Source organism: Enterobacter sp. 237C8, from assembly GCF_034106865.1.
GTDB classification, from domain to species: Bacteria; Pseudomonadota; Gammaproteobacteria; order Enterobacterales; family Enterobacteriaceae; genus Enterobacter; species Enterobacter asburiae_B.
Map to the genome: position 1 here is coordinate 63,678 of NZ_JAWNDF010000005.1, position 26,722 is coordinate 90,399.

The following is a 26,722-nucleotide window of genomic DNA, read 5'->3' on the forward strand; positions in this document are numbered from 1 at the left end:
CTTCAGAACACGCATTCCGAAAAAAGCTCTTCGTTCCGGCTCAGGAAGTGCCGCCACTATAGGTATTTGCTGGTAGTTCCTCAACGGACAAATTATAATGGCTCAGATAAAAAAAACTAATAGGTTAAACGTTGTTTCCTGTTTGTTAAAATCCGTTAACATCTAAGCCAGATAACCATGTCAAAGCGATTGCCACCTCTTAATGCATTACGAGTTTTTGATGCAGCAGCACGTCATCTGAGCTTTACCCGCGCAGCAGATGAGCTTTTTGTGACACAGGCCGCAGTAAGTCACCAAATCAAGTCTCTGGAGGATTTTCTGGGCCTTAAGCTGTTTCGTCGACGCAACCGTTCGTTGCTGTTGACCGAAGAGGGGCAGAGCTATTTTCAGGATATTAAAGAGATTTTTTCCCAGCTTACGGAAGCCACGCGTAAGCTGCAGGCTCGCAGTGCAAAAGGTGCTCTGACCGTCAGTTTATTGCCCAGTTTTGCCATTCATTGGCTGGTGCCAAGACTCTCAAGCTTTAACTCAGCTTATCCGGGGATCGACGTTCGAATCCAGGCGGTAGATCGTCAGGAGGACAAGCTGGCCGATGACGTGGATGTCGCCATTTTTTATGGTCGCGGTAACTGGCCGGGCTTGCGCGTAGAAAAATTATACGCAGAATATCTCCTGCCGGTCTGTTCTCCTCTGCTGTTAACAGGTGAGAAGGCGCTGAAGTCACCTGCCGATCTGGCTCAGCATACGCTTTTGCATGATGCCTCTCGCCGCGACTGGCAAACTTATACCCGTCAATTAGGTCTTACACATATTAACGTGCAGCAGGGACCCATTTTTAGCCACAGTGCGATGGTGTTACAGGCTGCCATTCACGGGCAGGGCGTGGCGTTGGCGAACAACGTCATGGCGCAGTCCGAAATTGAGGCAGGCCGCCTGGTTTGCCCTTTTAATGATGTACTGGTCAGCAAGAATGCGTTTTATCTGGTTTGTCATGACAGTCAGGCAGAACTGGGTAAAATAGCCGCCTTCCGGCAGTGGATACTGGCGAAAGCGGCAACCGAGCAAGAAAAATTCCGCTTCAGGTATGAGCAATAACGTTTGTGTGCCGGGCACGCATCAACTCAGGACTTAAACATGACCAGCCGATTCATGCTGATTTTTGCCGCGGTGAGTGGCTTTATTTTTGTTGCACTGGGCGCCTTTGGCGCACATGTATTAAGCAAGTCTTTGGGCGCAGTAGAGATGGGCTGGATCCAGACCGGCCTTGAATATCAGGCGTTTCACACGCTGGCTATTTTTGGGCTGGCGGTGGCGATGCAGCGTCGTATCAGTATCTGGTTTTACTGGAGCAGCGTGTTTATGGCGCTGGGTACCGTGTTGTTCAGCGGTAGCTTGTACTGCCTTGCGCTCTCACATTTGCGCCTGTGGGCGTTCGTTACACCTGTCGGCGGCTTCAGCTTCCTGGCGGGTTGGGTATTAATGTTTATCGGAGCTATCCGTCTGAAACGCAAGGGCGTTGTTCATGAATAAGGTTGTTTTATATTGTCGCCCGGGGTTTGAGAAAGAGTGCGCCGCGGAAATTACCGATAAAGCGGCGAAGCGCGAAGTCTTCGGCTTTGCCCGCGTAAAAGAAAACGCGGGCTATGTGGTATTCGAGTGCTATCAGCCTGAAGACGCAGACAAGCTGGCGCGCGAGCTGCCGTTCAGCTCGCTGATCTTTGCTCGCCAGATGTTTGTCGCGGGTGAGCTGCTGAAGGATCTTCCGCCGGAAGACCGCATCACGCCAATTGTCGGCATGCTGCAGGGCGTGGTGGAGAAAGGCGGCGATCTGCGCGTTGAAGTGGCGGATACCAACGAAAGTAAAGAGCTGATGAAGTTCTGCCGTAAGTTCACCGTGCCGCTGCGAGCGGCGCTGCGTGATGCAGGCGTGCTGACGAACTACGAAACGCCGAAGCGTCCGGTGGTGCATATCTTCTTTATCGCACCGGGCTGCTGCTATACAGGCTATTCGTACACCACCAACAACTCTCCCTTCTTTATGGGCATTCCGCGTTTGCGCTTCCCGTCCGATGCGCCAAGCCGTTCCACGCTCAAGCTGGAAGAGGCGTTCCACGTCTTTATCCCGGCGGATGAGTGGGATGAACGTCTGGCAAACGGCATGTACGCCGTCGACCTTGGCGCGTGCCCGGGCGGCTGGACCTATCAGCTGGTGAAACGCAATATGTGGGTATCGTCCGTTGATAACGGTCCAATGGCGCAAAGCCTGATGGACACCGGGCAGGTTACCTGGCTGCGGGAAGACGGTTTCCGCTATCGCCCGAACCGTAACAACATCTCGTGGATGGTGTGCGATATGGTTGAGAAGCCGGCAAAAGTCGCCGCGCTGATGGCCTCCTGGCTGGTGAACGGCTGGTGTCGTGAGACCATTTTCAACCTCAAGCTGCCGATGAAAAAGCGCTATGAGGAAGTATCGCAGAACCTGGCCTACATTCAGGAGCAGATGGACGAGCACGGTATTAACGTGGAGATCCAGGCGCGTCAGCTGTATCACGACCGTGAAGAGGTGACGGTACATATTCGTCGCTGGTGGGCTGCGGTTGGCGGACGTCGCGACGAGCGATAGTACGTGCTTTGTTTTGCCCGGTGGCGCTACGCTTACCGGGCCTACAAAACCCTGAAGTCGCTTTAACGTTCTAACCGCAACTGCTGTAAATTCCCGTCCAGCTGTAAATCCGTCTGTAGCGTTGCGATTTCCCGGCAGATAAACGCCATCTCTTTATGCGCCTCCAGCTTCTTGCGCCACTTTTCTGGCACCTCATCCAGACGGGCGTAAATCCCTTCCAGACTCTGAAAATCCTTCAGCAGCTGCGCGGCGCTCTTCGGCCCAATACCGGCGACACCCGGAACCTTAGAGCTGCTGATGCCTGCCAGCCCCCAGTAATCCGGCAGTTGCTCAGGCGAGACGCAGAACTCGCTGGCAATAAACGGCGCGTCCAGCCAGCGTTTTTGAAAATAGTCGCGAATGCGGATAGTCGGCGAGAGCAGCTGGCAGTAGCCTTTGTCAGTTGAAACGATAGTGGCCTGATGCCCGGCGCTTGCCACCCTTACGGCCAGAGTGGCCGCGAGATCGTCGGCTTCATTTCCCTGTGCACCCCAGCAGGGAACGCCCCGCTGTTCAAATGCAGCGCGCAGCATGGGCAATTCAGCGTGAAGATCGTCCGGCATCGGGGCGCGTCCGGCTTTGTAGTCGGGCAGACGCTGGTGACGCCAGCCCGTGTTGCGGGCTTCGTCATCAAATACCGCGACCGCGTGGGTGGGCTCACTGTGGCGGATAAGCTGCTCCAGCGCGTGCAGGCAGGTGTCTTTACAAGGCGTCCCCTGTACCGCATGGATACGGCGGATCAGGTTAAGAGCATCGACGATAAGTAAATGAACGGCCACAGATAATCTCCCTTCTATCTCATGCGTGAAGGGTAACACTGTCAGCAGCGTGAAACTATGAATGGTGGGGAAAACAGGAAGAAGCCTCGCAAAACGAGGCTTCCTGAGGGGCTTAATCGCAGGTTACGATCTTCATCGCCAGGCCGCCGCGAGAGGTTTCGCGGTATTTGGCGTTCATATCTTTACCGGTTTCGTACATGGTTTCGATAACCTTATCGAGACAAACGCGCGGCTCGCTGGTGCGGCGCAGCGCCATACGTGCCGCGTTCACCGCCTTCACGGAGGCAATCGCGTTACGTTCGATGCACGGTACCTGTACCTGTCCGGCAACCGGGTCACAGGTCAGCCCAAGGTTATGTTCCATGCCGATTTCCGCAGCAATGCACACCTGTGTCGGGCTTGCACCCAGCAGTTCGGCCAGACCCGCCGCCGCCATGGAGCACGCCACGCCGACTTCACCCTGACAGCCCACTTCCGCACCGGAAATAGACGCGTTCATCTTATACAGCGAACCAATCGCACTGGCGACCAGCAGGTAGCGCGCCAGCGAATTCGCGTTCACTTCACGGATAAACTTGTCGTAGTACGCCAGCACCGCCGGAACGATACCGCAGGCGCCGTTAGTCGGCGCGGTGACCACACGGCCCCCGGCAGCGTTCTCTTCGTTCACCGCTAGCGCGAACATGTTGATCCAGTCTACGACGGCCATCGGGTCTGTCGTCGTTTTGTCGGTGCTCACCAGCATACGGCGCAGCGCAGCAGCACGACGCGGCACGCGAAGCTTGCCCGGCAGAACGCCCTCGGTGGTGATCCCTCGCTCGATACCGCCGCGCATCACTTCCCAGACGTTAGTGAAGTGCTGTTCGAGCTCCTCTTTGCTGTGAAGTGCCAGCTCGTTTTTCATCATCAGGCCGGAGAGGGAAAGGCCCGTCTCCTGGCAGTGACGCTGAAGATCCGCCGCCGTTTTGTACGGATACGGCACTTCGACAGAAGAGGTATTGGTTTGACCAAAGTGGTCTTCGTCGACGATAAAACCGCCGCCGATAGAGTAATACGTCTGGCTGTATACCGCTTTGTCGCCGGCCAGCGCGGTAATGCGCATGCCGTTTTCGTGCAGCGACAGGTTGTCCGCATGGAAATTCATGCAGTGGTCAACCGGGAATTCAACCTCATGCTCACCGTTCGCCAGCAGCAGGCGACCGTGGGTGTTCACATCCTGGATGAAGCCAGGGATCGCATCAATATCAACGGTGTCCGGCAGGTTTCCCGCCAGGCCCATGATAATGGCGATATCGGTATGGTGGCCTTTCCCGGTCAGGGAAAGCGAGCCGTATACATCGACAACCACGCGGGTAATGTCATGCAAGATGCCGCGTGCAATCAAGTCATCCGTGAACTGCTTACCGGCTTTCATTGGTCCGACGGTGTGAGAGCTGGAAGGACCAATACCGATTTTGAAGATATCGAATACGCTAATCATGATGCGTCCATTGCTTTCAGTCAGAGAGGGAGGAGTGCGCCATCCGAAGACGGCGCGGGTGATAATCAGAACATGGTGTACAGGGAGTAGAAGATCGCAGAGATTGCGATAAGACCCATGATAACCACAAACACGTTGCTCACATGACCGCTGTACTTGCGCATAGCAGGGACTTTCTGAATCGCGTACATCGGCATCAGGAACAGAATCATCGCGATGACCGGGCCGCCCAGGGTTTCAATCATGCCCAGGATGCTTGGGTTCAGGGTCGCTACCGCCCAGGTGGTGAGCAGCATGAACAGCGCAGTGATTTTGTTCAGCTTGTTGATTTCAATGCTCTTGCCTTTACCGCGCAGAGATTTAATCACCATACCGTTGAAGCCTTCACGCGCGCCGAGGTAGTGGCCCAGGAAGGATTTGGTGATGGCGATAATCGCGATGATTGGTGCCATCCACGCAATGACCGGTGCGTTAAAGTGGTTCGCCAGGTAAGACAGAATAGAGATGTTCTGCTCTTTCGCTGCCGCCAGATCCACCGGGGAAAGGCTCAGTACGCAGCTGAAGACGAAGAACATTACGGTCAGTACCATCATGATGTGAGCGCGCGCCAGGATGCTGGAGCACTTCTTCTCTGCGCCATTACCGTACTCTTCACGTTTCGCCACAGCGAAAGAAGAGATGATTGGAGAGTGGTTGAAGGAGAACACCATCACCGGAATTGCCAGCCAGAGGGTCATTAGCAGGCCGTTACCGGTTGCCGATGCGCTACTCAGGGACAGGGTTTCCAGCGCTGCACCGTTCCACTGTGGGATCAGGTAGCAAGCCAGTACCATCAGAGCAATAACGAACGGGAAGACCAGTACGCTCATTGCTTTCACAATCATCTGCTCACCGAAGCGAACGATGGTCATCATGCCCACGATCAGGATCAGCGACAGAATCGCACGCGGAGGCGGCGTCATGTGCAGCTGGTGCATCATGAAGCTTTCAACGGTGTTGGTGATCGCCACGCTGTAGACCAGCAGAATAGGGTAAATCGCGAAGAAGTAGAGCAGGGTAATCAGTTTACCTGCGCCAACGCCGAAATGCTCTTCAACAACTTCAGTGATGTCTTCGCCCGGATTTTTACCGGACAGCACGAAGCGGGTCAGACCGCGGTGTGCGAAGAAGGTCATCGGGAAAGCAATGATAGCCATGATGATCAGCGGGATCAGACCGCCGACGCCTGCGTTGATAGGAAGGAACAGTACACCAGCGCCGATTGCTGTGCCGTAAAGGCCAAGCATCCACATGGTATCCGTTTTGCGCCAACCACTTCGGGATTCAATCGAAGCAACGGTGCTGGTTTGAGTGGTTTCCATCTGTATCTCCTGGAGGAAGCAAATTGTCAGGTTTTTAGTCAAATCCGATGAAAAAGTGCCTGACGGTAATATGAAATTCGTTCAGTGACGGTTTTTTAATAATTTTCGCCCGTAACTATTGGCGGGCGAAAAGATACATTCTAGTTATGAATCTATCAGTGATCCTGATCCCAAATGCAATAATCCACTTATGATGTGGGCATCTTTAGACCATTTATCTGTTAAAAAAACGTCAAAGAGAATTTACGGGCGCGAAGGCTACCACCAACGACATGTGAGCTGAAAGACTGGCCCGTGATATAGGTGTCTTTAGCTGTAAAGAAATGGGTTTTTAGTATTTTCTGGCAGGTAATTTGGATTAAGGCTGATAATTTACGGTTGAAAAAACAAGGTAATCGTTTGCGTTTGCGCATAGTTTGTAAAAGACATAAGTGATGCGTATGAATTACCTCGTAATAAAAAAGCCGGGACGCGCAACAGGGCGACCCGGCTTTGATGAGATGCTGTTGAGCGTTATGTGCAGATTTCGTAGCAAGGAATATAGGCTGAGCCCGGCAGCTTCATGCGGTGCTGAGCGACAAAGCCCTGCAGCATGTCGTCCATGCGGCGCATCATCTCCGGGTCGCCGTGGATCTTGTACGGACCGTACTGTTCAATGGCGCGGATGCCCATCTCTTTCACGTTGCCCGCCACAATCCCGGAGAAGGCACGACGCAGATCGGCAGCCAGGACTTCCACCGGCTGGTCCGGATAGAGTTTCAGGTTCGCCATATTTTCGTGCGTTGGCTCGAACGGGATCTGCAGGTCCGGCGCGATACGGATTGACCAGTTAAAGCTGTACGCATCGCCGGTATCGCGACGGTTTTCTTTTACCAGCGGCATCGCTTTTTTCATCTGGCGCGCCACTTCTGCGGCATCGTCAATGATGATGCGATAGTGACGACGCGCGGATTCGCCCAGCGTGTGTACGATAAACTCGTCCAGCACGCGGAAGTAGTCGGCGCTCTCTTTTGGACCGGTCAGGATCAGCGGCAGAACCTGATCTTTGTTGGCCGGATTCATCAGAATACCCAGCAGATAGAGCAGCTCTTCCGCTGTCCCCACGCCGCCCGGGAAGATGATAATGCCGTGGGCGATACGGACAAACGCTTCAAGACGTTTCTCGATATCCGGCATGATAATCAGCTCGTTAACCAGCGGGTTAGGCGGCTCAGCGGCAATGATCGACGGCTCGGTCATGCCGATAAACCGTCCCTCTTTGTAACGCTGTTGCGCGTGTCCCACTGCGGCACCTTTCATTGGCGCTTCCATCGCACCCGGACCGCAGCCGGTACAGATATTCAGCTCGCGCAGGCCGAGCTGGGTGCCCACCCGACGCGCATAAAGGTATTCGGTTTCGTTAATGGAGTGGCCGCCCCAGCAGACGACCATGTTCGGCGCTTCACCAACGTGCAGGGCACGGGCGTTACGCAAAATGGAGAACACCAGGTTGGTGATATGGACCGAGCTTTCCAGGTCGAGATGCTGGAAACGGCCTGCGTTGTGGATCTGCCCGTTAACAAACAGGATGTCACGCAGCACGGCAAACAGGTTAGCCTGAAGTGAACGAATGATACGGCCGTCGACAAAAGCCTCTTCCGGCGGGTTGATGACTTCAAGCTTCACGCCACGCTCGCGGCGCAGCACGTTGATATCAAAGCTTTCGAAGCGGGACAGCAGTTCTTTACTGTTATCTGTCAGGCTTCCGGAGTTCAGTACGGCAAGTGAACAGTTACGAAACAGTTGATAAAGATCGCTGCTGGCCGTGCGCTTAAGCATGTCCACTTCCAGCTGCGACAACATATCCATTGAGCCAAGCGGGCTAATATGTGTAATCAAGTGAGCTCCTTACGGGACGATTATCGTCTTTCCCTGTTGATTACAATAGCCCTGGCGCGTGACGTTTCACAACCTAAAGCGCGGAAGATACCGCGCATATTGTGAAAATATTTATATTACTGACGCACCAGCCGCCCCGTTGCTGGCACAAAATCGGTGTTGGTGCGCCACGGGTTGATGTCCAGACCGCCACGGCGGGTGTAGCGCGCGTAAACGCTCAGTTTTTCTGGCTGGCAAAAACGCTGAATATCGCTAAAGATACGCTCCACGCACTGCTCGTGGAATTCGTTGTGATGGCGGAACGACACCAGGTAGCGCAGCAACTTTTCCCGGTCAATTTTCGGGCCGCGGTACTGGATCTGCACCGAGCCCCAGTCCGGCTGGTGGGTGATCAGGCAGTTGGATTTCAGCAGGTGGCTGACCAGCGTCTCTTCGACCACCTTTCCGCTCGCCGCTTTTTCGAGGTAATCGGCGCTGAATTCATAATTCTCCACCTCGATATCCTGATCGTCGATGCAGGTCCCGTTGAAGTGGGCGACCGGCTGCCCTTCCAGTTCGTGCAGGCGATACAGTGAAACGCTCACCTTTCCCTGCGCGCAGGCGCTTAAATCACGTTCCAGGGTGTGCTGAACGTCGTCCCAGCTGCTGAATTTTGTCTGGTTAAAACTGTTGAGATAGAGCTTAAAGCTTTTGGATTCCACGAGATTAACGCTGGCGTAATCCAGCTCAACGTGGCCCACCGCCACCTGCGGCAGACCGCGCGCGTTAAGCCACGAGAGTTCGTACAGCGTCCAGATGTCACCGCCGACAAACGGCAAGGCATCCGCATGCAGGCCCAGAGGATCGCGGTTCAGGCTGCGCGGCACGCCCTGCAGCAGGCTTGCATCGTAGGTATCGCGGTAATCGGTCGATTTCCCCAGCGTTAAGCCGGTTAACGCCTGATGATTTTCGTAAGACATGTTTCATAGCCACTTTACAGGTACACTTATGGCCTGAGTTTATCCTGTCTGACAAGAAGAGAGAAATCGGTGGACATCGAAACTGCAAATGCCCTCACTGCCTTCACGACCCGCTATTGCGACGCATGGCATGAAAAGGACCAGACATGGCCGCAAAGTGCTGATTTGTATGGCGTAGCTTCGCCGTGCATTATCTCTTCAGTCGACGATTACGTTATCTGGCAACCAAAACCTTTCGACGGCGAGCAAAATGTAAATGCGGTTGAGCGGGCAATGGACATTGTGGTACAACCAGCGGTTCATGCATTTTATACCACGCAGTTCGCAGGGGATATGCCTGCGCGCTTTGCTGATATCACGCTGACGCTGTTGCAGACCTGGAGCGAAGACGATCTGCAGCGTGTTCAGGAAAACCTGATTGGTCACCTGGTCACGCAAAAACGCCTGAAGCTTTCTCCGACGCTCTTTATTGCCACGCTGGACAGCGAACTGGACGTTATCTCCGTCTGTAACCTGTCAGGTGAAGTGGTTAAAGAGACTATCGGCACCCGCAATCGCGAGACTCTCGCCCCCTCTCTTGCAGATTTCCTTACCCGACTTGAGCCATTTCTGTAATCCATGATGCTATAGCGCGTGTGAGAGATCTCTTACAACGTTTGTGAGAGATCGCTGAAGATTCAGTATTACCTCATTTAATTCAGATTAATATCGCTCTGTTTTTCAATGAATTACCTGTTCATCGTATTGTTTTTAGGGATTTCTTACGGCTTACAACCCAGAAAGGGTGGGTTGTAAGACGAAGCGGAATAGCGGATTCTATTTCTGTCGACAGGACGCCGACACGAGAAACGAACATCAGGATGATGGCGTTTCTCACACAGGACTCGTCAGGATGGCGCTTCAGGAAGGCTTCAGGATGAAGCGAAGTGGATAACGCAGGATGCGTAAGGGACACCTCCAGGAAGGAGAACGAGAGCCGATCAGGATGGTCGGTGGGTCAGGAAGGCCAGGACGTTTCAGGATGAGACAAACACGTCAGGAAGATGTGTGCAGGATGCATCGGCTTACGGATGACCAAGCCTTCGGGCGTCAGGAAAAGTTGTCACGGATGAGCAGGGAGCACGAATTGTAGCTGGAATGCTGCGAAACGAACCGGGAGCACTGTTTTTACAGTGCTCCCTTTTTTTATTTCTGCCTTCCGCAATGCTATGCTGCGCGCCGTTCACTTTTTCAGTTGAGGTTACTATGACGCAACACGATAGCGTTCGTGCTCAGTTGCACGCCATCGAAGCCCTTTTGCGCCAACATCAGCTGTGGCAGGAGACCGCGCCGCAGCCAGAAGCGTTCGCGAGCACTCAGCCCTTCTGCCTGGATACGCTGGCCCCGTTTGAATGGCTGCAGTGGGTGTTAATTCCGCGCATGCACGCCCTGCTTGAGGGCGGTCACCCGCTTCCGCAGGCGTTTGCTGTCTCTCCCTACTATGAAATGGCGCTCGAGACGACCCACCCTGCGCGCGACGTGATGCTGGTCGAACTGGAAAAACTGGATGCCCTGTTTGCCGGTGAAGATGCATGACGCTTGAGATCCTCTATCAGGACGAGTGGCTGGTGGCGGTGAATAAACCGTCAGGCTGGCTGGTACACCGCAGCTGGCTCGATCGCGATGAGAAAGTGGTGGTGATGCAGACCGTTCGCGACCAGATTGGTCAGCATGTTTTTACCGCCCATCGTCTCGACAGGCCGACCTCCGGCGTGCTGCTGATGGGGCTTTCCAGCGAGGCGGGGCGTCTGCTGTCACAGCAGTTTGAACAGCATCAGATGCAAAAGCGCTACCACGCGATCGTGCGCGGCTGGCTGACGGAAGCCGCCACGCTGGACTATCCGCTGGTGGAGGAACTGGACAAAATCGCCGATAAATTTGCCCGCGATGACAAAGGTTCGCAGCCCGCAGTAACGGATTATCGCGGCATGGCGACGACCGAAATGCCGGTTGCAACCAGCAAATTCCCGACCACACGCTACAGCCTGGTTGAGCTTTTGCCTAAAACCGGGCGTAAGCACCAGCTGCGACGCCATCTTGCGCACCTGCGCCACCCGATTATTGGTGACAGCAAACACGGTGATTTGCGCCAGAACCGCAGTGCGGCCGAACACTTTGGCTGCCATCGTCTGATGCTGCACGCCAGCGAGCTGAGCCTGACGCACCCGTTTACCGGCGAACCGCTGACTATCCGTGCGGGGCTGGACGACGTCTGGATGCAGGCGCTGTCACAGTTTGGCTGGCTGGGACAACTCCCCGAAAATGAAAGGGTTGAGTTTGTATCGGGCAACGTTCAGGATGAACGGTAAACGCATTCATTATGGGAAAATATCATGGCTGAAGTAGGCATTTTTGTCGGCACAATGTACGGCAACTCGCTGCTGGTAGCGGAAGAGGCTGAGGCAATACTCGCCAGCCAGGGCCATAAAGCCACGGTCTATGAAGACCCGGAACTGGCAGACTGGGAAAAGTATAAAGATAAATACATTCTGGTGGTGACCTCCACCACCGGGCAGGGCGATCTGCCGGACAGCATCGTGCCGCTGTTTCAGGGCATTAAAGACCAGCTTGGCTATCAGCCGGACGTGCACTACGGCATCATTGCCCTGGGCGACAGCTCTTACGCCAACTTCTGCGGCGGCGGCAAGCAGTTCGATGCACTCCTTCAGGAGCAGAGCGCCCAGCGCGTCGGCGAGATGCTGCTGATTGATGCCGGTGAGCATCCTGAACCCGAAAGCGAATCGAACCCGTGGGTGGAGAACTGGGCAACTCTCCTTAAATAGTTATCCAGGCCGGGTAAGGCGTAGCCGCCACCCGGCGATACACCCCGCACCAAACGCCAATTCCGTGAACCACCTTCCATTCCCCTGGGCTTATGCCATAAACAACCTCTCATACACCCTTTAATACTGTGTTTCTGCACGGTGAGGTGATGAGGCACTCCTTCATATACTTTTCCGGTCACTATAAAACGGCGTCAGGCCGTACCAAAACGACAAAACACCAATCTCATTCTGATTACCCTACCGGTGCTGTACAGAATGAACCAGGCGAAAGCTATGTTTCAGGAGTGCAACAATGAGTACATTAAGCCACGCAGCGAGCAGTGCTGAAAAGCGCACTAATGCCCGCTACTGGATAGTGGTGATGCTGTTTATCGTCACATCCTTTAACTATGGTGACCGCGCCACGCTGTCGATTGCCGGTTCGGAAATGGCAAAAGATATCGGCCTTGATCCGGTGGGCATGGGTTACGTTTTCTCCGCATTCTCATGGGCCTACGTCATCGGGCAAATTCCTGGCGGCTGGCTGCTGGACCGTTTTGGATCTAAACGCGTCTATTTCTGGTCCATCTTTATCTGGTCAATGTTTACCCTGTTGCAGGGTTTCGTCGATATCTTCAGCGGCTTCGGCATTATCGTGGCGCTCTTCACGCTGCGCTTCCTGGTAGGCTTAGCGGAAGCACCTTCCTTCCCGGGGAACAGCCGTATTGTCGCTGCCTGGTTCCCGGCGCAGGAGAGGGGAACGGCGGTGGCGATTTTCAACTCCGCACAGTACTTCGCGACGGTGATCTTCGCGCCAATCATGGGCTGGCTGACGCATGAGGTGGGCTGGTCGCACGTCTTCTTCTTCATGGGCGGGCTTGGGATCGTCATCAGCTTCGTCTGGCTGAAAGTGATCCACGAACCCAACCAGCATCCTGGCGTGAACAAAAAAGAGCTGGAGTACATCGCGGAAGGCGGCGCGCTGATCAATATGGATCAGAAATCGGCAAAAGCAAAAGTCCCGTTCAGCCAGAAATGGGCGCAGATCAAGCAGCTCGTCGGCTCGCGCATGATGATCGGCATCTATCTGGGCCAGTACTGTATTAACGCCTTAACCTACTTCTTCATCACCTGGTTCCCGGTATACCTGGTGCAGGCACGCGGCATGTCGATTCTGAAAGCGGGATTTGTCGCGTCGGTCCCGGCAATTTGCGGCTTCGTCGGCGGCGTGCTCGGCGGAGTGATTTCCGACTGGCTGATGCGCCGTACCGGCTCGCTGAACATCGCGCGTAAAACCCCGATTGTGCTCGGCATGCTGCTCTCCATGACCATGGTGTTCTGTAACTACGTCAACGCCGAATGGATGATTATCGGCTTTATGGCGATGGCCTTCTTCGGCAAAGGCATTGGCGCGCTGGGCTGGGCGGTGATGGCGGATACGGCGCCGAAAGAGATCAGCGGCCTGAGCGGCGGCCTGTTCAACATGTTCGGCAACATATCCGGGATTGTTACGCCCATCGCTATCGGCTACATCGTCGGTACCACCGGCTCTTTCAACGGTGCGCTAATCTACGTAGGTGTGCATGCGCTGGTGGCGGTGCTGAGTTACCTGGTGCTGGTGGGGGATATCAAACGCGTCGAACTTAAACCTGTTGCGGAGCGTGGATAATGACAACGCAATCGAGCCCAACCGTCACGGAGATGAAGGTCATCCCGGTGGCCGGGCAGGACAGCATGCTGCTCAATATCGGCGGGGCGCATAGCGCCTGGTTTACCCGTAATATCGTCGTGCTGAAAGACAGCGCAGGGCATACCGGCGTGGGCGAGGCCCCGGGTGGGGAGGTGATCTACCAGACGCTGGTCGATGCCATTCCGCAGGTGGCGGGCCAGGAGGTCGCCCGTCTGAACAAGGTGGTTCAGCGGGTGCATAAGGGCAATCAGTCGGCAGACTTTGATACGTTCGGTAAAGGTGCCTGGACGTTTGAACTGCGGGTCAACGCGGTCGCCGCGCTGGAGGCCGCTCTGCTCGACTTGCTGGGTAAGGCGCTCAATGTTCCGGTTTGCGAGCTGCTGGGGCCCGGCAAACAGCGTGATGCGGTCACCGTGCTGGGCTATCTGTTCTACGTGGGCGATCGCAATAAGACCGATCTCCCGTATCTGGCCCGATCCACGGGCGATCACGACTGGTATCGCCTGCGCCACCAGGAAGCGCTCTCCAGCGACGCGGTGGTGCGGCTGGCCGAGGCTGCGCAGGATCGCTACGGCTTTAAGGATTTCAAGCTGAAGGGCGGCGTGCTGCCCGGCGAGCAGGAGATTGAAACGGCCCGGGCGCTGAAAAAACGCTTTGCTGATGCGCGGATCACCGTCGATCCCAACGGCGCCTGGCTGCTGGAGGAAGCGATTAGCCTGTGCAAGGGGCTGGGGGATGTCCTGACCTATGCGGAAGACCCCTGCGGCGCGGAGCAGGGCTTCTCGGGCCGTGAAGTCATGGCTGAGTTCCGTCGCGCCACCGGGCTGCCTGTCGCGACCAACATGATCGCCACCAACTGGCGTGAAATGGGTCATGCGGTGATGCTGAACGCCGTCGACATTCCGCTGGCGGATCCTCACTTCTGGACGCTTTCAGGTGCAGTGCGCGTGGCGCAGCTGTGCGATGACTGGGGGCTGACCTGGGGCTGTCACTCGAACAACCACTTTGATATTTCGCTGGCGATGTTTACCCACGTTGGCGCTGCGGCGCCGGGTAACCCGACCGCCATCGATACCCACTGGATTTGGCAGGAAGGGGAAGCCCGCCTGACGAAAAATCCGCTGGAAATCATCAACGGCAAGATTGCCGTACCGGATGCGCCGGGCCTGGGCGTGGAGATTGACTGGGATCAGATCCATAAAGCCCATGAGGCGTATAAAAAGCTACCGGGCGGCGCGCGTAACGACGCGGGCCCGATGCAGTACCTTATCCCCGGCTGGACATTTGACCGTAAGCGCCCTGTTTTTGGACGTCACTGATAAAAGGATTACACGATGAGTACTTTTACGACCCCTGTCGTCACTTCCATGCAAATCATTCCGGTTGCGGGCCATGACAGCATGCTGATGAACCTGAGCGGCGCGCATGCGCCATTCTTCACCCGCAATATTGTCATTATCAAAGACAATTCCGGGCATACGGGCGTGGGCGAAATTCCGGGCGGGGAGAAGATCCGCCAGACGCTTGAAGATGCCATTCCGCTGGTGGTGGGCAAAGCGCTGGGTGAGTATAAAAATGTCCTCAACACCGTGCGTAACACCTTTGCCGATCGCGATGCCGGAGGGCGTGGCCTGCAGACTTTCGACCTGCGCACCACCATTCACGTGGTGACCGGGATTGAATCCGCGATGCTGGATCTGCTGGGTCAGCATCTGGGCGTTAACGTTGCGTCGCTGTTGGGCGAGGGGCAGCAGCGCAGCGAAGTGGAAATGCTGGGCTATCTGTTCTTTGTCGGCGACCGCAGGCTGACGCCATTGCCTTATCAGAGCCAGCCGGGTGAACAATGCGACTGGTACCGACTTCGCCACGACGAGGCGATGACCCCGGATGCGGTGGTGCGCCTGGCGGAAGCCGCGTACGAAAAATATGGCTTTAATGATTTCAAACTGAAGGGCGGCGTGCTGGCAGGTGAAGAAGAGGCGGAAGCCGTTACCGCGCTGGCAAAACGTTTCCCGCAGGCCCGCGTGACGCTGGATCCGAACGGCGCGTGGTCGCTAGATGAAGCGATCAAAATTGGCAAGCAGCTGAAAGGCGTGCTTGCGTATGCGGAAGATCCGTGTGGGGCTGAACAGGGCTTCTCGGGCCGTGAAGTTATGGCGGAGTTCCGTCGCGCCACGGGGCTGCCGACCGCGACCAATATGATTGCCACCGACTGGCGTCAGATGGGACACACCCTGTCATTGCAGTCCGTCGATATTCCGCTGGCGGACCCGCACTTCTGGACGATGCAGGGGTCGGTGCGCGTGGCGCAAATGTGTCACGAGTTTGGCCTGACCTGGGGCTCGCACTCCAACAACCACTTCGACGTGTCGCTGGCGATGTTCACGCACGTTGCCGCCGCCGCGCCGGGCACGATTACCGCTATCGACACGCACTGGATCTGGCAGGAAGGTAATCAGCGTCTGACTAAGCAGCCGTTTGAGATCAAAGGTGGCATGGTGCAGGTGCCTTCCACGCCGGGGCTGGGGGTTGAGCTGGATATGGACCAGGTCATGAAAGCCCATGAGCTGTATCAAAAACACGGTCTGGGCGCCCGTGACGACGCCATGGCGATGCAGTATCTGATCCCTGACTGGACATTCGACAATAAACGCCCGTGCATGGTACGATAAACGCATTGGGACCGCTCCCACAAGCGGTCTTTTACGTGGTGTATGCTTAACGTAACGACTATGCGTAAGGATGGCTTATGAAAATTGTTATCGCACCGGACTCGTATAAGGAAAGTTTGAGTGCGCTTGAGGTTGCGACAGCGATAGAACGTGGTTTTCGCGAGATCTTTCCCGAGGCGGTTTACGTCAAACTGCCGGTCGCGGACGGTGGCGAAGGGACGGTTGAGGCGATGATCGCGGCAACGCAGGGACGCATTGTGCATGTTCCGGTGACCGGCCCGCTGGGTGAGCGCGTGGAAGGATTTTATGGCTTATCCGGTGACGAGCAAAGTGCCTTTATTGAAATGGCGGCGGCAAGCGGCCTGGAGCTGGTCGTTCCTTCGCAGCGTAATCCCCTGAAAACCACCTCGTGGGGCACGGGCGAACTTATTCGTCACGCGCTGGACGCAGGCGTTAAGCATATCATCATCGGCATTGGCGGCAGCGCCACCAATGACGGCGGGGCAGGGATGGTGCAGGCGCTGGGGGCAAAGCTGCTGGACGACAGCGGGCAGCCCCTTGGGCAGGGCGGGGGCGAGCTGGGAAAACTCGCGCGTATCGACCTGAGCGGGCTGGACAGACGTCTGGCGGAGTGCCGGATTGAGGTCGCCTGTGATGTGACGAATCCGCTCACCGGAAAGGATGGCGCATCAGCCGTATTTGGTCCGCAAAAGGGGGCCACTCCCGAGATGATCGTCACCCTGGACAACGCGCTGGCGCAGTATGCGAGAGTCATTGCCCGGGATCTGGATATCGACGTGCTAAACCTTGCTGGCGGCGGCGCGGCGGGTGGCATGGGGGCCGCGCTGTACGCCTTTTGCGGCGCGGAGCTGCGCCAGGGCATTGAGATCGTGACCGATGCGCTACACCTGGCCGACCAGGTGGCCGATGCGGATCTGGTGATCACGGGAGAAGGCCGCATCGACAGCCAGACGATCCACGGCAAAGTCCCGGTGGGCGTGGCGAAAGTGGCGAAACGCTTTAACAAACCCGTCATCGGCATTGCAGGCAGCCTGACGGCGGACGTTGGCGTGGTACACGATCACGGCATTGATGCGGTGTTTAGCGTGATCTACACCATCTGCTCGCTGGAGGATGCGCTGGAAAATGCCAGCGAGAACGTCAGGATGGCCGCAAGGAATATCGCGGCGGTGCTGAAGGTGGGGCAGGGAATGTAGTTCTCCCTCTCCCTGTGGGTGAGGGCATCAGGCCGCACCCGCAATCATAGGCCCGGTAAGCGTAGCGCCACCGGGCTTTTATCTCAGCTTCCCAGCAACTTCGTCGCTTCGCGCGTTACGTTATCCATCTCATCCAGCAGCTCCAGAAACTCCGGTTCAAGCTCCGATTCCGGCGTGCCGGCACGCAGCTGCTGCTCCAGCAGCTGGCAAAGATTTTTCAGCCGCGGCACGCCGCTGTACCCGCAGCTGCCGTGCAGCTTGTGGATCGCTTCCAGCAGCGCTTCCGGATTTTCACCCACCAGCTGCTCTTCTACCTTATTGCGAATTTCCGGCAGAAACGCGACCAGCATTTGCAGCATTTCGCGGGCTAAATCGGGTTTACCTGCCGCCTGGCGCAGCGCGAGCTGCCAGTCAAAGGTGGCGTTCTGGTTAACGCTGATTTCAACCGTCTCGCTGGAAACCGTGTACGTCCCGCCAATGTGACCCGGCTTGTAGCGTAACAGCAGGTTGTGAAGTTTCTCTTCATCGATGGGCTTCGCCAGATAGTCATTCATTCCGGCGCTCAGCAGCTTCTCTTTCTGACCGGCCATCGCGTGCGCGGTGACCGCAATGACCGGGGTTTGCTGCTGGTGCGGCAGCTGGTGGATCAGCTCGCAGGCCCGAATGCCATCCATGCCCGGCATCTGAATATCCATCAGGATTAAATCGAACTGCATCTGCTTCGCTTGTTCAACCGCCTGCGCGCCGCTGGTGCAGAGCTCAACGTGCTGAACCTGGTCCTCAAGCAATGCGCCAATCAGCTTCAGGTTGGCCTGATTATCATCCACCGCCATCACGCTCATCGGCAATTTTTGCTCGTCGTTAATCAGCGGGAGAGCATGCTGGCTAAGACGGCAATACTCTGTGAGCGCGGGCAGGAGGCGGGTCGAGGTGAGCGGCTTCAGCAGACACGCGGCGGCTCCGTCGTTTTTCAACTCCTCCGCATTTATCTGGGCGTGGCAGGGTAGCGCCAGCAGCAGATAGTCGGTCATTGAGGCGGCTTTCGCCAGCCGCTCCTGCTGCATGGTCAGTTCGCCGGTGAAGGTGACCGGGATCCCCATCAGCAGAATATCGTAGTGCTCAACGGCAAGCGCTGAGAAGGTTGGGCTGTAGACCACCTCCAGCGGCGTGGTGCTTAAAATATCGAGCGCGCACTGCGCTGCCGCCGCGTTAGGTTCGACGTAGGCCAGGCGCTTGCCTTTCAGGCAGTCCGTCACCGGGCCATCGGTCAAAACGTTCGGGTTGAGGTCCAGATTAATATGGAACCAGAAGGTTGAACCGCGATTCGGCTGGCTGTGGAAAGAGATATCGCCGCCCATCTCGTTCACCAGGCGCTGCGTGATCACCAGCCCCAGGCCGGTACCGCCATGACGGCGGGAGATACTGGCGTCCGCCTGACGGAACGCCTGGAACAGACGCGACTGGTCCCGCTCAGGAATACCGATGCCGGTATCGCGGATCTGGACTTCAATCTGCACCTTATTGCTGCTGATAGAGCGTTTTTCTACCAGAATGTCGATGTTACCGCTTTCGGTGAATTTAATCGCATTCCCGACAAGGTTGGTAATGACCTGCTGCAGGCGCAGCGGATCGCCAATGACGTTATCCGGCACGTCGTTTTTAATGTTGAGCGTCAGCTCAAGGCCCTTGTCGTGCGACGAGTGCGCGAGCAGCGTCACCACCTCATCGAGCGTACTGCGCAGCGGGAACGGAATGCTTTCCAGGATCAGCTTGCCCGCTTCCAGCTTGGAGAAGTCCAGCACGTCGTTGATGATCGCCAGCAGGTTGTTGGCCGAGCGTTCAATGGTGTGCAGGTGATCGCGCTGAGTCGGGTTGAGCTCGCTTTTCAGCGTCAGGCGGGTAAAGCCGATCACGCCATTGAGCGGCGTACGCAGCTCATGCGACATATTGGCCAGGAATTCCGACTTAATACGTGCCGCTTCCTGGGCGCGCTTTTTCGCCAGATCCAGCTCAACGTTCTGGATCTCCATCTGCTCCAGCGTTTCGCGCAGGTCGGACGTGGCCTGGTCAACGTTGTGCTGCATCTCTTCGTGATACGCCGCCAGCGACATGGCCATTGAGTTGATGCCGTTCTTCAGCATGTCCAGCTCGCCCAGCATAAACCCTTCCACCCGGCTGTCGAGCTGTCCCCGGCGGATGCGGTCAACCGTATTAACCATGTTGCGGATGGGGCCCGTCACGTCGCGCATCAGGCGCCAGCCGAAGATCAGCGCAATGCCAATGCAGAACAGCATCATCACGCCAGAGATAAAAATTTCTTTGTACTGCTGTAGCCGGACCGACTTGAGATCCAGCTCCAGCGCCACATATCCCAGCATATTGTTGCTGGATTTGGCGTCGGATTGCGCTGACTCATCGGGGGAATAGCTTTCCGACACGATCGGCGTGCGCAGGATCATGATATCGCCCCGCCGCAGTACGGTGAGGTGGCGCGGGAATGGTGTACCGTCCGGGATCTTCAGGGCTGCCGGATCGAGATGAAAATTCGAGGTGACAAACAGGCGGTTATGTTCGTCGTAAACGGAAATGGCGCGTACGATGTCCGAGTGACGGCGGTGGAGCACGCTGATTAACTGGCCAATGGATTCGCGGTTTTGCAGGTTCATGCCGTACTCGCTGGAAACGGCAAGCGGTTCGATAATGCTGGCGCCTGCATCCTCAAGCTGTCGCTGCAAATCGTTATAGCGGTGCACAACAAAGAAGATACTCAGCAGCAAACCGATGAGAACGGTGGGGGCGAGGATCAAAATCATCATGCGCGCGCGCAGGCTGTAGTTGGTCATGGCGTTCCGTTATGGGACAATTAAGATAATTATGTTTATGTGAGAAAAATCTCGGCGATGGCGCAATTCTACTCTGCAAAGCGACGCGTGACGACGCGTCAAATCATTACTGTTGAAGCCACGGACCTCGATCCGTTTGGTCAGGGAGTGGCACGTCACAACGGTAAAGCTCTGTTTATAAAAGGTTTATTGCCGACAGAACGAGCAGAAATTACGCTGACGGAAGATAAACGCCAGTTCGCGCGCGGACAGGTTAAGCGCCGCCTCAACGATACCCCGGAGCGCGTGAAGCCCCGCTGCCCACATTTTGGCGTTTGCGGAGGCTGCCAGCAACAGCATGCGAGCACAGAATTACAGCAAAAAAGCAAAAGCCGCGCGCTGGCGCGTCAGCTTAAACATGACGTTAACGAAATTCTCGCCGATGCGCCCTGGGGCTATCGGCGACGCGCGCGCCTGAGCCTCAGCTATCAGCCAAAAACGGCGCGGCTGGAGATGGGGTTTCGCAAGGCCGGTTCCAGTGACATCGTCGATGTGCAGCAGTGCCCCATTTTGGTGCCCCATCTTGAGGCATTGCTTCCGGAGGTGCGCATTTGTCTCTCCGGGTTGGACGGCGTTCGCCACCTCGGACATGTCGAACTGGTCATGGCAAACAATGGACCGCTGATGGTCCTGCGCCATACCGCGCCGTTGTCGAAAAAAGATCGCGAAAAACTGGAACGCTTTTCGCATTCCCACGACCTGGCGCTTTTCCTTGCACCACAAAGCGAGATACTTGAGCAGGTTACCGGTGAGGCGCCCTGGTATGCGTCAAACGGGCTACGCTTAACGTTCAGCCCGCGGGATTTCATTCAGGTGAATGACGGTGTTAACCAACTGATGGTTGAGAAAGCGCTGACGTGGCTGGATGTTCAGAAAAGCGATCGGGTGCTCGATCTGTTCTGCGGAATGGGCAACTTCACGCTGCCGCTGGCGCAAAAAGCGGCCAGCGTCGTCGGCGTGGAAGGCGTCGAGGCGCTGGTGGCTAAAGGGCAGGAGAACGCGCAGCAGAACGGCTTGCAAAATGTGACATTCTTTCATCAAAATCTTGAAGAAGATGTCACCCAACAGCCGTGGGCAAAACAGGGCTTTGATAAAATTTTGCTCGACCCGGCGCGTGCCGGTGCCCCGGGTGTGATGGCACATATTATTAAACTCGCGCCGAAGCGTGTGGTCTATGTTTCCTGTAACCCGGCAACGCTTGCCCGGGACAGCGAGGCATTAATCAGCGCGGGTTACCAGATTCAGCGTCTGGCAATGCTGGACATGTTCCCGCACACTGGACATCTGGAATCGATGGTGTTGTTCGAGCACATCTAATTTGTTTGGCTTGTCGACTTCGACAGGCCCAGGTCCCTAAAGGAGAGGACAATGGTTGCGGTAAGAAGTGCACATCTCAATAAAGCTGGGGAATTTGACCCACAAAAATGGATCGCAAGTCTGGGAATTTCCAGCCAGCAGTCGTGTGAACGCTTAACCGAAACCTGGGCCTATTGTCTGCGCACCACGCAGGGGCATCCCGACGCCGATCTTCTCCTGTGGCGCGGCGTGGAGATGGTGGAAATCTTATCCATGCTGAACATGGATATTGAAACGCTGCAGGCCGCGCTTCTCTTCCCCCTCGCGGATGCGGACGTGGTCAGCGAAGACGTGCTGCGCGACAGCGTCGGGAAATCCGTCGTCGCGCTGATCCACGGCGTGCGCGATATGGCGGCCATTCGCCAGCTCAAAGCCGCGCACACCGATTCCGTCTCCTCTGAGCAGGTCGATAACGTTCGCCGGATGCTGCTGGCCATGGTGGATGATTTCCGCTGCGTGGTCATCAAGCTTGCCGAGCGGATTGCCCATCTGCGTGAGGTGAAGGATGCGCCGGAAGACGAGCGCGTGCTGGCGGCCAAAGAGTGTACAAATATCTACGCGCCGCTGGCGAACCGCTTAGGCATTGGTCAGCTGAAATGGGAGCTGGAAGATTACTGCTTCCGCTATCTGCACCCGGCGGAATATAAACGTATTGCCAAACTCCTTCATGAACGCCGTATCGACCGCGAGCACTATATCGAGGAATTTGTCGGCGGCCTGCGCCAGGCGATGAAAGAAGAGAACGTGCGCGCCGAAGTCTACGGCCGGCCTAAGCATATCTACAGCATCTGGCGCAAAATGCAGAAGAAACACCTCGCGTTTGACGAGCTGTTTGACGTGCGCGCCGTGCGTATCGTGGCAGAGCGTCTGCAGGACTGCTACGCCGCGCTGGGGATAGTACACACTCACTTCCGTCATCTGCCCGATGAGTTCGATGACTATGTCGCCAACCCCAAACCGAACGGCTATCAGTCTATCCATACCGTTGTGCTTGGCCCTGGCGGCAAAACGGTCGAGATTCAGATCCGCACCAAACAGATGCACGAGGACGCCGAGCTGGGCGTGGCCGCGCACTGGAAATACAAAGAAGGTACCTCCGGCGGAGCGCGTTCTGGCCACGAAGACCGCATTGCCTGGCTGCGCAAGCTGATTGCGTGGCAGGAAGAGATGGCCGACTCCGGCGAGATGCTCGACGAAGTGCGCAGCCAGGTCTTTGACGATCGCGTCTACGTCTTTACCCCAAAAGGGGACGTTGTTGACCTGCCGGCGGGCTCTACGCCGCTCGATTTTGCCTACCACATCCACAGCGATGTGGGACACCGCTGCATCGGGGCGAAAATTGGCGGACGTATCGTACCGTTCACCTATCAGCTGCAGATGGGTGACCAGATTGAAATCATTACCCAGAAGCAGCCCAACCCGAGCCGTGACTGGCTTAACCCGAACCTGGGCTACGTCACCACCAGCCGCGGGCGCTCGAAAATTCACGCCTGGTTCCGTAAACAGGATCGTGACAAGAACATTCTTGCCGGTCGCCAGATCCTCGACGACGAGCTGGAGCATATCGGGATAAGCCTGAAAGAGGCGGAGAAATTCCTGCTGCCGCGCTACAACTTCAACGAGCTTGACGAGCTGCTAGCGGCCATTGGCGGCGGTGATATCCGTCTGAATCAGATGGTGAACTTCCTGCAGGCGCAGTTCAATAAGCCAAGCGCGGCAGAGCAGGACGCGGCGGCGCTGAAGCAGCTGCAGCAGAAAACCTATGCGCCGCAGCAGCGCAGCAAAGACAACGGCCGCGTGGTGGTCGAGGGCGTAGGTAACCTGATGCACCACATTGCCCGCTGCTGTCAGCCTATTCCGGGCGACGATATCGTCGGCTTTATCACTCAGGGACGCGGGATTTCGATTCACCGTTCCGACTGCGACCAGCTTGCCGAGCTGCAGTCGCATGCGCCGGAGCGCATCGTGGAAGCGGTCTGGGGTGAGAGCTATTCCGCCGGCTACTCGCTGGTGGTGCGCGTCACTGCCAACGACCGCAGCGGCCTGCTGCGCGACATCACGACCATTCTCGCCAACGAGAAGGTCAACGTGCTGGGGGTCGCCAGCCGCAGCGATACCCGCGAGCAGCTTGCCACCATCGATATGACCATCGAAATCTACAACCTGCAGGTGCTGGGCCGCGTGCTCGGTAAACTGAACCAGGTGCCGGATGTGATTGACGCGCGTCGTCTGCACGGCGGTTAAACACACTCTTCTGTAGGCCGGGTAAGGCTTTGCCGCCACCCGGCTTGTTTTTTTAATGGAAAACACTATGACTCAAATCGACCGCCTGCTCGGCATCATGAAACGCCTGCGCGACCCGGAAAACGGCTGCCCGTGGGACAAAGAGCAGACTTTCGCCACCATTGCGCCTTATACCCTCGAAGAGACCTACGAGGTGCTGGACGCCATTTCCCGCGAAGATTTTGACGACCTGCGCGGCGAGCTGGGCGACCTGCTGTTCCAGGTAGTGTTCTATGCGCAAATGGCGCAGGAAGAGGGGCGCTTTAACTTTGACGATATCTGCGCTGCCATCAGCGACAAGCTTGAGCGCCGTCATCCCCATATCTTCGGCGATGCCACCGCAGGGAACAGCGCTGAGGTGCTGGCCCGCTGGGAGCAGATCAAAAGCGCCGAGCGAGCGGAAAAATCCCAGCACTCGGCGCTGGATGATATTCCGCTGAGCCTGCCCGCGCTGATGCGCGCGCATAAAATCCAGAAACGCTGCTCCGCCGTCGGTTTTGACTGGACCTCCCTCGGCCCGGTGCTGGATAAAGTGCACGAAGAGATTGACGAAGTCATGCACGAAGCGCAGCAGGCGGTGGTGGATGAAGCAAAGCTTGAGGAAGAGATGGGCGACCTGCTGTTTGCAACCGTCAACCTTTCTCGCCATCTGGGTGTAAAAGCGGAAACCGCCCTGCAAAAAGCCAACCTAAAATTCGAACGACGCTTTCGCGAAGTTGAGCGGATTGTCGCCTCGCGAGGCCTGGAAATGAGCGGAATTGACCTCGAAGCGATGGAAGAAGTCTGGCAAGAAGTAAAGCGCCAGGAATCTGATCTCTAACGAGATTTTGCGATCAAGCGCAATTTGTGTGATTTTTTAAATGACAAGCGCTTGATTTGCGTCAAAAACATTTACCCAAAAGGGGCTATTTTCTCACTCCTTATGTTTGTCATGGCCTGGAATGGAGACGGAGAATGAAAGTTTGTGGCGCTCGCCGTGTTCGGGTATACTACTTTCCCGTCCTGGTTATTCCATCGTTTCACCCTAACTTCTCAGGTTCAGCATGACAACGAACTATATTTTTGTGACCGGCGGGGTCGTATCCTCTCTGGGTAAAGGCATTGCCGCAGCCTCCCTCGCAGCCATTCTTGAAGCCCGTGGCCTCAATGTGACCATGATGAAACTGGATCCGTATATCAACGTCGATCCGGGCACCATGAGCCCAATCCAACACGGGGAAGTGTTCGTTACTGAAGACGGCGCTGAAACCGATCTGGATCTTGGCCACTACGAGCGTTTCATCCGCACCAAAATGACCCGTCGTAACAACTTCACGACTGGCCGCATCTACTCCGACGTTCTGCGTAAAGAGCGCCGTGGTGACTATCTGGGTGCAACCGTTCAGGTTATCCCGCACATCACTAACGCAATCAAAGAACGCATTGTTGCGGGTGGCGAAGGCCACGACGTGGTGCTGGTTGAAATCGGCGGTACCGTGGGTGATATCGAATCCCTGCCATTCCTGGAAGCGATTCGTCAGCTGGCGGTAGATATCGGCCGTGAGCACGCGCTGTTCATGCACCTGACTCTGGTGCCGTACATGGCCGCCGCAGGTGAAGTGAAAACCAAGCCGACTCAGCACTCTGTGAAAGAGCTGCTCTCCATTGGTATTCAGCCAGATATCCTGGTTTGCCGCTCCGATCGCGCTGTTCCGGCGAACGAACGTGCGAAAATTGCATTGTTCTGTAACGTGCCTGAAAAAGCCGTTATTTCAATGAAAGATGTCGATTCCATTTATAAAATCCCGGGCCTGTTGAAATCTCAGGGCCTGGACGATTATATTTGTAAACGATTCAGCTTGAACTGTCCGGAAGCGAACCTGTCTGAATGGGAACAGGTTATTTATGAAGAAGCCAACCCGGCAGGCGAAGTGACTATCGGTATGGTCGGCAAGTACATTGAACTGCCGGATGCCTATAAGTCAGTGATCGAAGCGCTGAAACACGGTGGTCTGAAGAACCGTGTTTCCGTGAACATCAAGCTGATTGATTCGCAGGATGTTGAAACGCGTGGCGTTGAAATCCTGAAAGATCTGGATGCTATCCTCATTCCTGGCGGCTTCGGCTACCGTGGTGTAGAAGGCAAGATCGCCACCGCGCGCTATGCGCGTGAAAACAATATTCCATACCTCGGCATCTGTCTGGGTATGCAGGTTGCGCTGATCGAATTTGCGCGCAACGTAGCGGGAATGGAAAACGCGAACTCTACGGAATTTGTGCCAGACTGTAAGTACCCTGTTGTGGCGCTTATCACTGAATGGCGTGACGAAGAAGGTAACGTCGAAGTCCGTACCGAGAAGAGCGATTTGGGTGGCACCATGCGTCTTGGCGCACAGGCCTGCCAGCTGTCTGACGATAGCGTGGTTCGCAAGCTGTACGGCGAGCCGGTCATCACCGAGCGCCATCGTCACCGCTATGAAGTCAACAACATGTTGTTGAAACCTATTGAAGCCGCGGGCCTGCGTGTTGCGGGCCGCTCCGGGGATGATCAGTTAGTCGAGATCATTGAAGTGCCAAACCATCCGTGGTTTGTCGCCTGCCAGTTCCACCCGGAATTTACTTCAACGCCACGTGACGGGCATCCGCTGTTTGCAGGCTTCGTGAAGGCCGCCAGCGACTACCAGAAGCGTCAGGCGAAGTAAAAAAAGTTAGAACGGCAA

Annotated in this window: 21 protein-coding genes; 15 read left to right on the top strand and 6 right to left on the bottom strand. The window is 56.1% G+C overall.

Annotation, left to right across the window (positions count from 1 at the left end; genetic code table 11):
* Positions 1-177: 177 nt before the first annotated feature.
* Genes gcvA through rlmM form a run of 3 tightly spaced genes read left to right on the top strand, consistent with a single transcriptional unit; the run spans position 178 to position 2,623 of the window.
* A complete protein-coding gene (gene gcvA / locus USF70_RS15360; protein WP_023309032.1) occupies positions 178-1,095 on the top strand; it encodes a glycine cleavage system transcriptional regulator GcvA in 918 nt (305 codons plus the stop codon).
* A 39-nt stretch (positions 1,096-1,134) separates the two neighbouring features.
* Complete coding sequence (locus tag USF70_RS15365; protein WP_023309031.1) at positions 1,135-1,530, top strand: DUF423 domain-containing protein; 396 nt, start codon at positions 1,135-1,137, stop codon at positions 1,528-1,530.
* The gene (gene rlmM, locus USF70_RS15370) at positions 1,523-2,623 is read left to right on the top strand and encodes a 23S rRNA (cytidine(2498)-2'-O)-methyltransferase RlmM (protein WP_023309030.1); all 1,101 of its coding nucleotides are present in this window, start codon (positions 1,523-1,525) and stop codon (positions 2,621-2,623) included. The genes USF70_RS15365 and rlmM overlap by 8 nt, the downstream gene beginning before the upstream one ends.
* Positions 2,624-2,685: 62 nt before the next feature.
* Here rlmM and xni read toward each other — a convergent pair whose 3' ends face one another.
* From xni to queF, 5 genes are all read right to left on the bottom strand, one after another.
* Positions 2,686-3,441 carry a flap endonuclease Xni gene (gene xni / locus USF70_RS15375; RefSeq protein WP_167819060.1) on the bottom strand — a complete coding sequence of 252 codons (756 nt, stop codon included), beginning with the start codon at positions 3,439-3,441 and terminating at the stop codon, positions 2,686-2,688.
* A gap of 112 nt (positions 3,442-3,553) precedes the next feature.
* Positions 3,554-4,921: an L-serine ammonia-lyase gene (locus USF70_RS15380; RefSeq protein ID WP_033146431.1), complete on the bottom strand. Its 1,368-nt coding sequence runs from the start codon at positions 4,919-4,921 to the stop codon at positions 3,554-3,556.
* A 65-nt stretch (positions 4,922-4,986) separates the two neighbouring features.
* The gene (locus USF70_RS15385; RefSeq protein ID WP_029741560.1) at positions 4,987-6,282 is read right to left on the bottom strand and encodes an HAAAP family serine/threonine permease; all 1,296 of its coding nucleotides are present in this window, start codon (positions 6,280-6,282) and stop codon (positions 4,987-4,989) included.
* A gap of 513 nt (positions 6,283-6,795) precedes the next feature.
* Positions 6,796-8,160 (bottom strand): nucleotide 5'-monophosphate nucleosidase PpnN, encoded by a 1,365-nt coding sequence (ppnN, locus tag USF70_RS15390; RefSeq protein ID WP_047060004.1) that lies wholly within the window; start codon positions 8,158-8,160, stop codon positions 6,796-6,798.
* A 116-nt stretch (positions 8,161-8,276) separates the two neighbouring features.
* On the bottom strand, positions 8,277-9,119 hold the full coding sequence (gene queF, locus USF70_RS15395; protein WP_213730030.1) for an NADPH-dependent 7-cyano-7-deazaguanine reductase QueF: 843 nt from the start codon (positions 9,117-9,119) through the stop codon (positions 8,277-8,279).
* A gap of 69 nt (positions 9,120-9,188) precedes the next feature.
* On the opposite strand from queF, the gene syd reads away from it, so the two are divergent.
* From syd to USF70_RS15435, 8 genes are all read left to right on the top strand, one after another.
* On the top strand, positions 9,189-9,734 hold the full coding sequence (gene syd / locus USF70_RS15400; RefSeq protein ID WP_320735768.1) for a SecY-interacting protein: 546 nt from the start codon (positions 9,189-9,191) through the stop codon (positions 9,732-9,734).
* Positions 9,735-10,364: 630 nt separating this feature from the next.
* Positions 10,365-10,694 carry a YqcC family protein gene (locus USF70_RS15405; protein ID WP_033146428.1) on the top strand — a complete coding sequence of 110 codons (330 nt, stop codon included), beginning with the start codon at positions 10,365-10,367 and terminating at the stop codon, positions 10,692-10,694.
* Complete coding sequence (gene truC, locus USF70_RS15410; RefSeq protein WP_033146427.1) at positions 10,691-11,467, top strand: tRNA pseudouridine(65) synthase TruC; 777 nt, start codon at positions 10,691-10,693, stop codon at positions 11,465-11,467. The genes USF70_RS15405 and truC overlap by 4 nt, the downstream gene beginning before the upstream one ends.
* 24 nt (positions 11,468-11,491) lie before the next feature.
* Complete coding sequence (locus USF70_RS15415) at positions 11,492-11,941, top strand: flavodoxin (protein WP_023333248.1); 450 nt, start codon at positions 11,492-11,494, stop codon at positions 11,939-11,941.
* A gap of 295 nt (positions 11,942-12,236) precedes the next feature.
* Positions 12,237-13,592, top strand: a complete 1,356-nt coding sequence (gudP, locus tag USF70_RS15420) for a galactarate/glucarate/glycerate transporter GudP (RefSeq protein ID WP_023309021.1) — start codon at positions 12,237-12,239, stop codon at positions 13,590-13,592.
* On the top strand, positions 13,592-14,932 hold the full coding sequence (locus USF70_RS15425; protein ID WP_167819057.1) for an enolase C-terminal domain-like protein: 1,341 nt from the start codon (positions 13,592-13,594) through the stop codon (positions 14,930-14,932). Before gudP ends, USF70_RS15425 begins: the two co-directional genes overlap by 1 nt.
* Before the next feature lie 15 nt (positions 14,933-14,947).
* Positions 14,948-16,285, top strand: a complete 1,338-nt coding sequence (gene gudD / locus USF70_RS15430; RefSeq protein WP_167819056.1) for a glucarate dehydratase — start codon at positions 14,948-14,950, stop codon at positions 16,283-16,285.
* Between the two features lie 77 nt (positions 16,286-16,362).
* Entirely contained in the window at positions 16,363-17,502 is a 1,140-nt protein-coding gene (locus USF70_RS15435; protein WP_033146424.1) for a glycerate kinase, read from the top strand.
* Positions 17,503-17,585: 83 nt separating this feature from the next.
* Here the strand turns inward: USF70_RS15435 and barA are convergent, their stop codons facing one another.
* A complete protein-coding gene (gene barA / locus USF70_RS15440; RefSeq protein WP_320735769.1) occupies positions 17,586-20,345 on the bottom strand; it encodes a two-component sensor histidine kinase BarA in 2,760 nt (919 codons plus the stop codon).
* 57 nt (positions 20,346-20,402) lie between these two features.
* On the opposite strand from barA, the gene rlmD reads away from it, so the two are divergent.
* From rlmD to pyrG, 4 genes are all read left to right on the top strand, one after another.
* A complete protein-coding gene (gene rlmD, locus USF70_RS15445) occupies positions 20,403-21,701 on the top strand; it encodes a 23S rRNA (uracil(1939)-C(5))-methyltransferase RlmD (RefSeq protein WP_320735770.1) in 1,299 nt (432 codons plus the stop codon).
* A 51-nt stretch (positions 21,702-21,752) separates the two neighbouring features.
* A complete protein-coding gene (gene relA, locus USF70_RS15450; protein WP_023309015.1) occupies positions 21,753-23,984 on the top strand; it encodes a GTP diphosphokinase in 2,232 nt (743 codons plus the stop codon).
* Between the two features lie 67 nt (positions 23,985-24,051).
* On the top strand, positions 24,052-24,843 hold the full coding sequence (mazG, locus tag USF70_RS15455; protein ID WP_023333241.1) for a nucleoside triphosphate pyrophosphohydrolase: 792 nt from the start codon (positions 24,052-24,054) through the stop codon (positions 24,841-24,843).
* Between the two features lie 223 nt (positions 24,844-25,066).
* Positions 25,067-26,704 (top strand): glutamine hydrolyzing CTP synthase, encoded by a 1,638-nt coding sequence (gene pyrG, locus USF70_RS15460; protein WP_023309013.1) that lies wholly within the window; start codon positions 25,067-25,069, stop codon positions 26,702-26,704.
* Positions 26,705-26,722 lie beyond the last annotated feature (18 nt).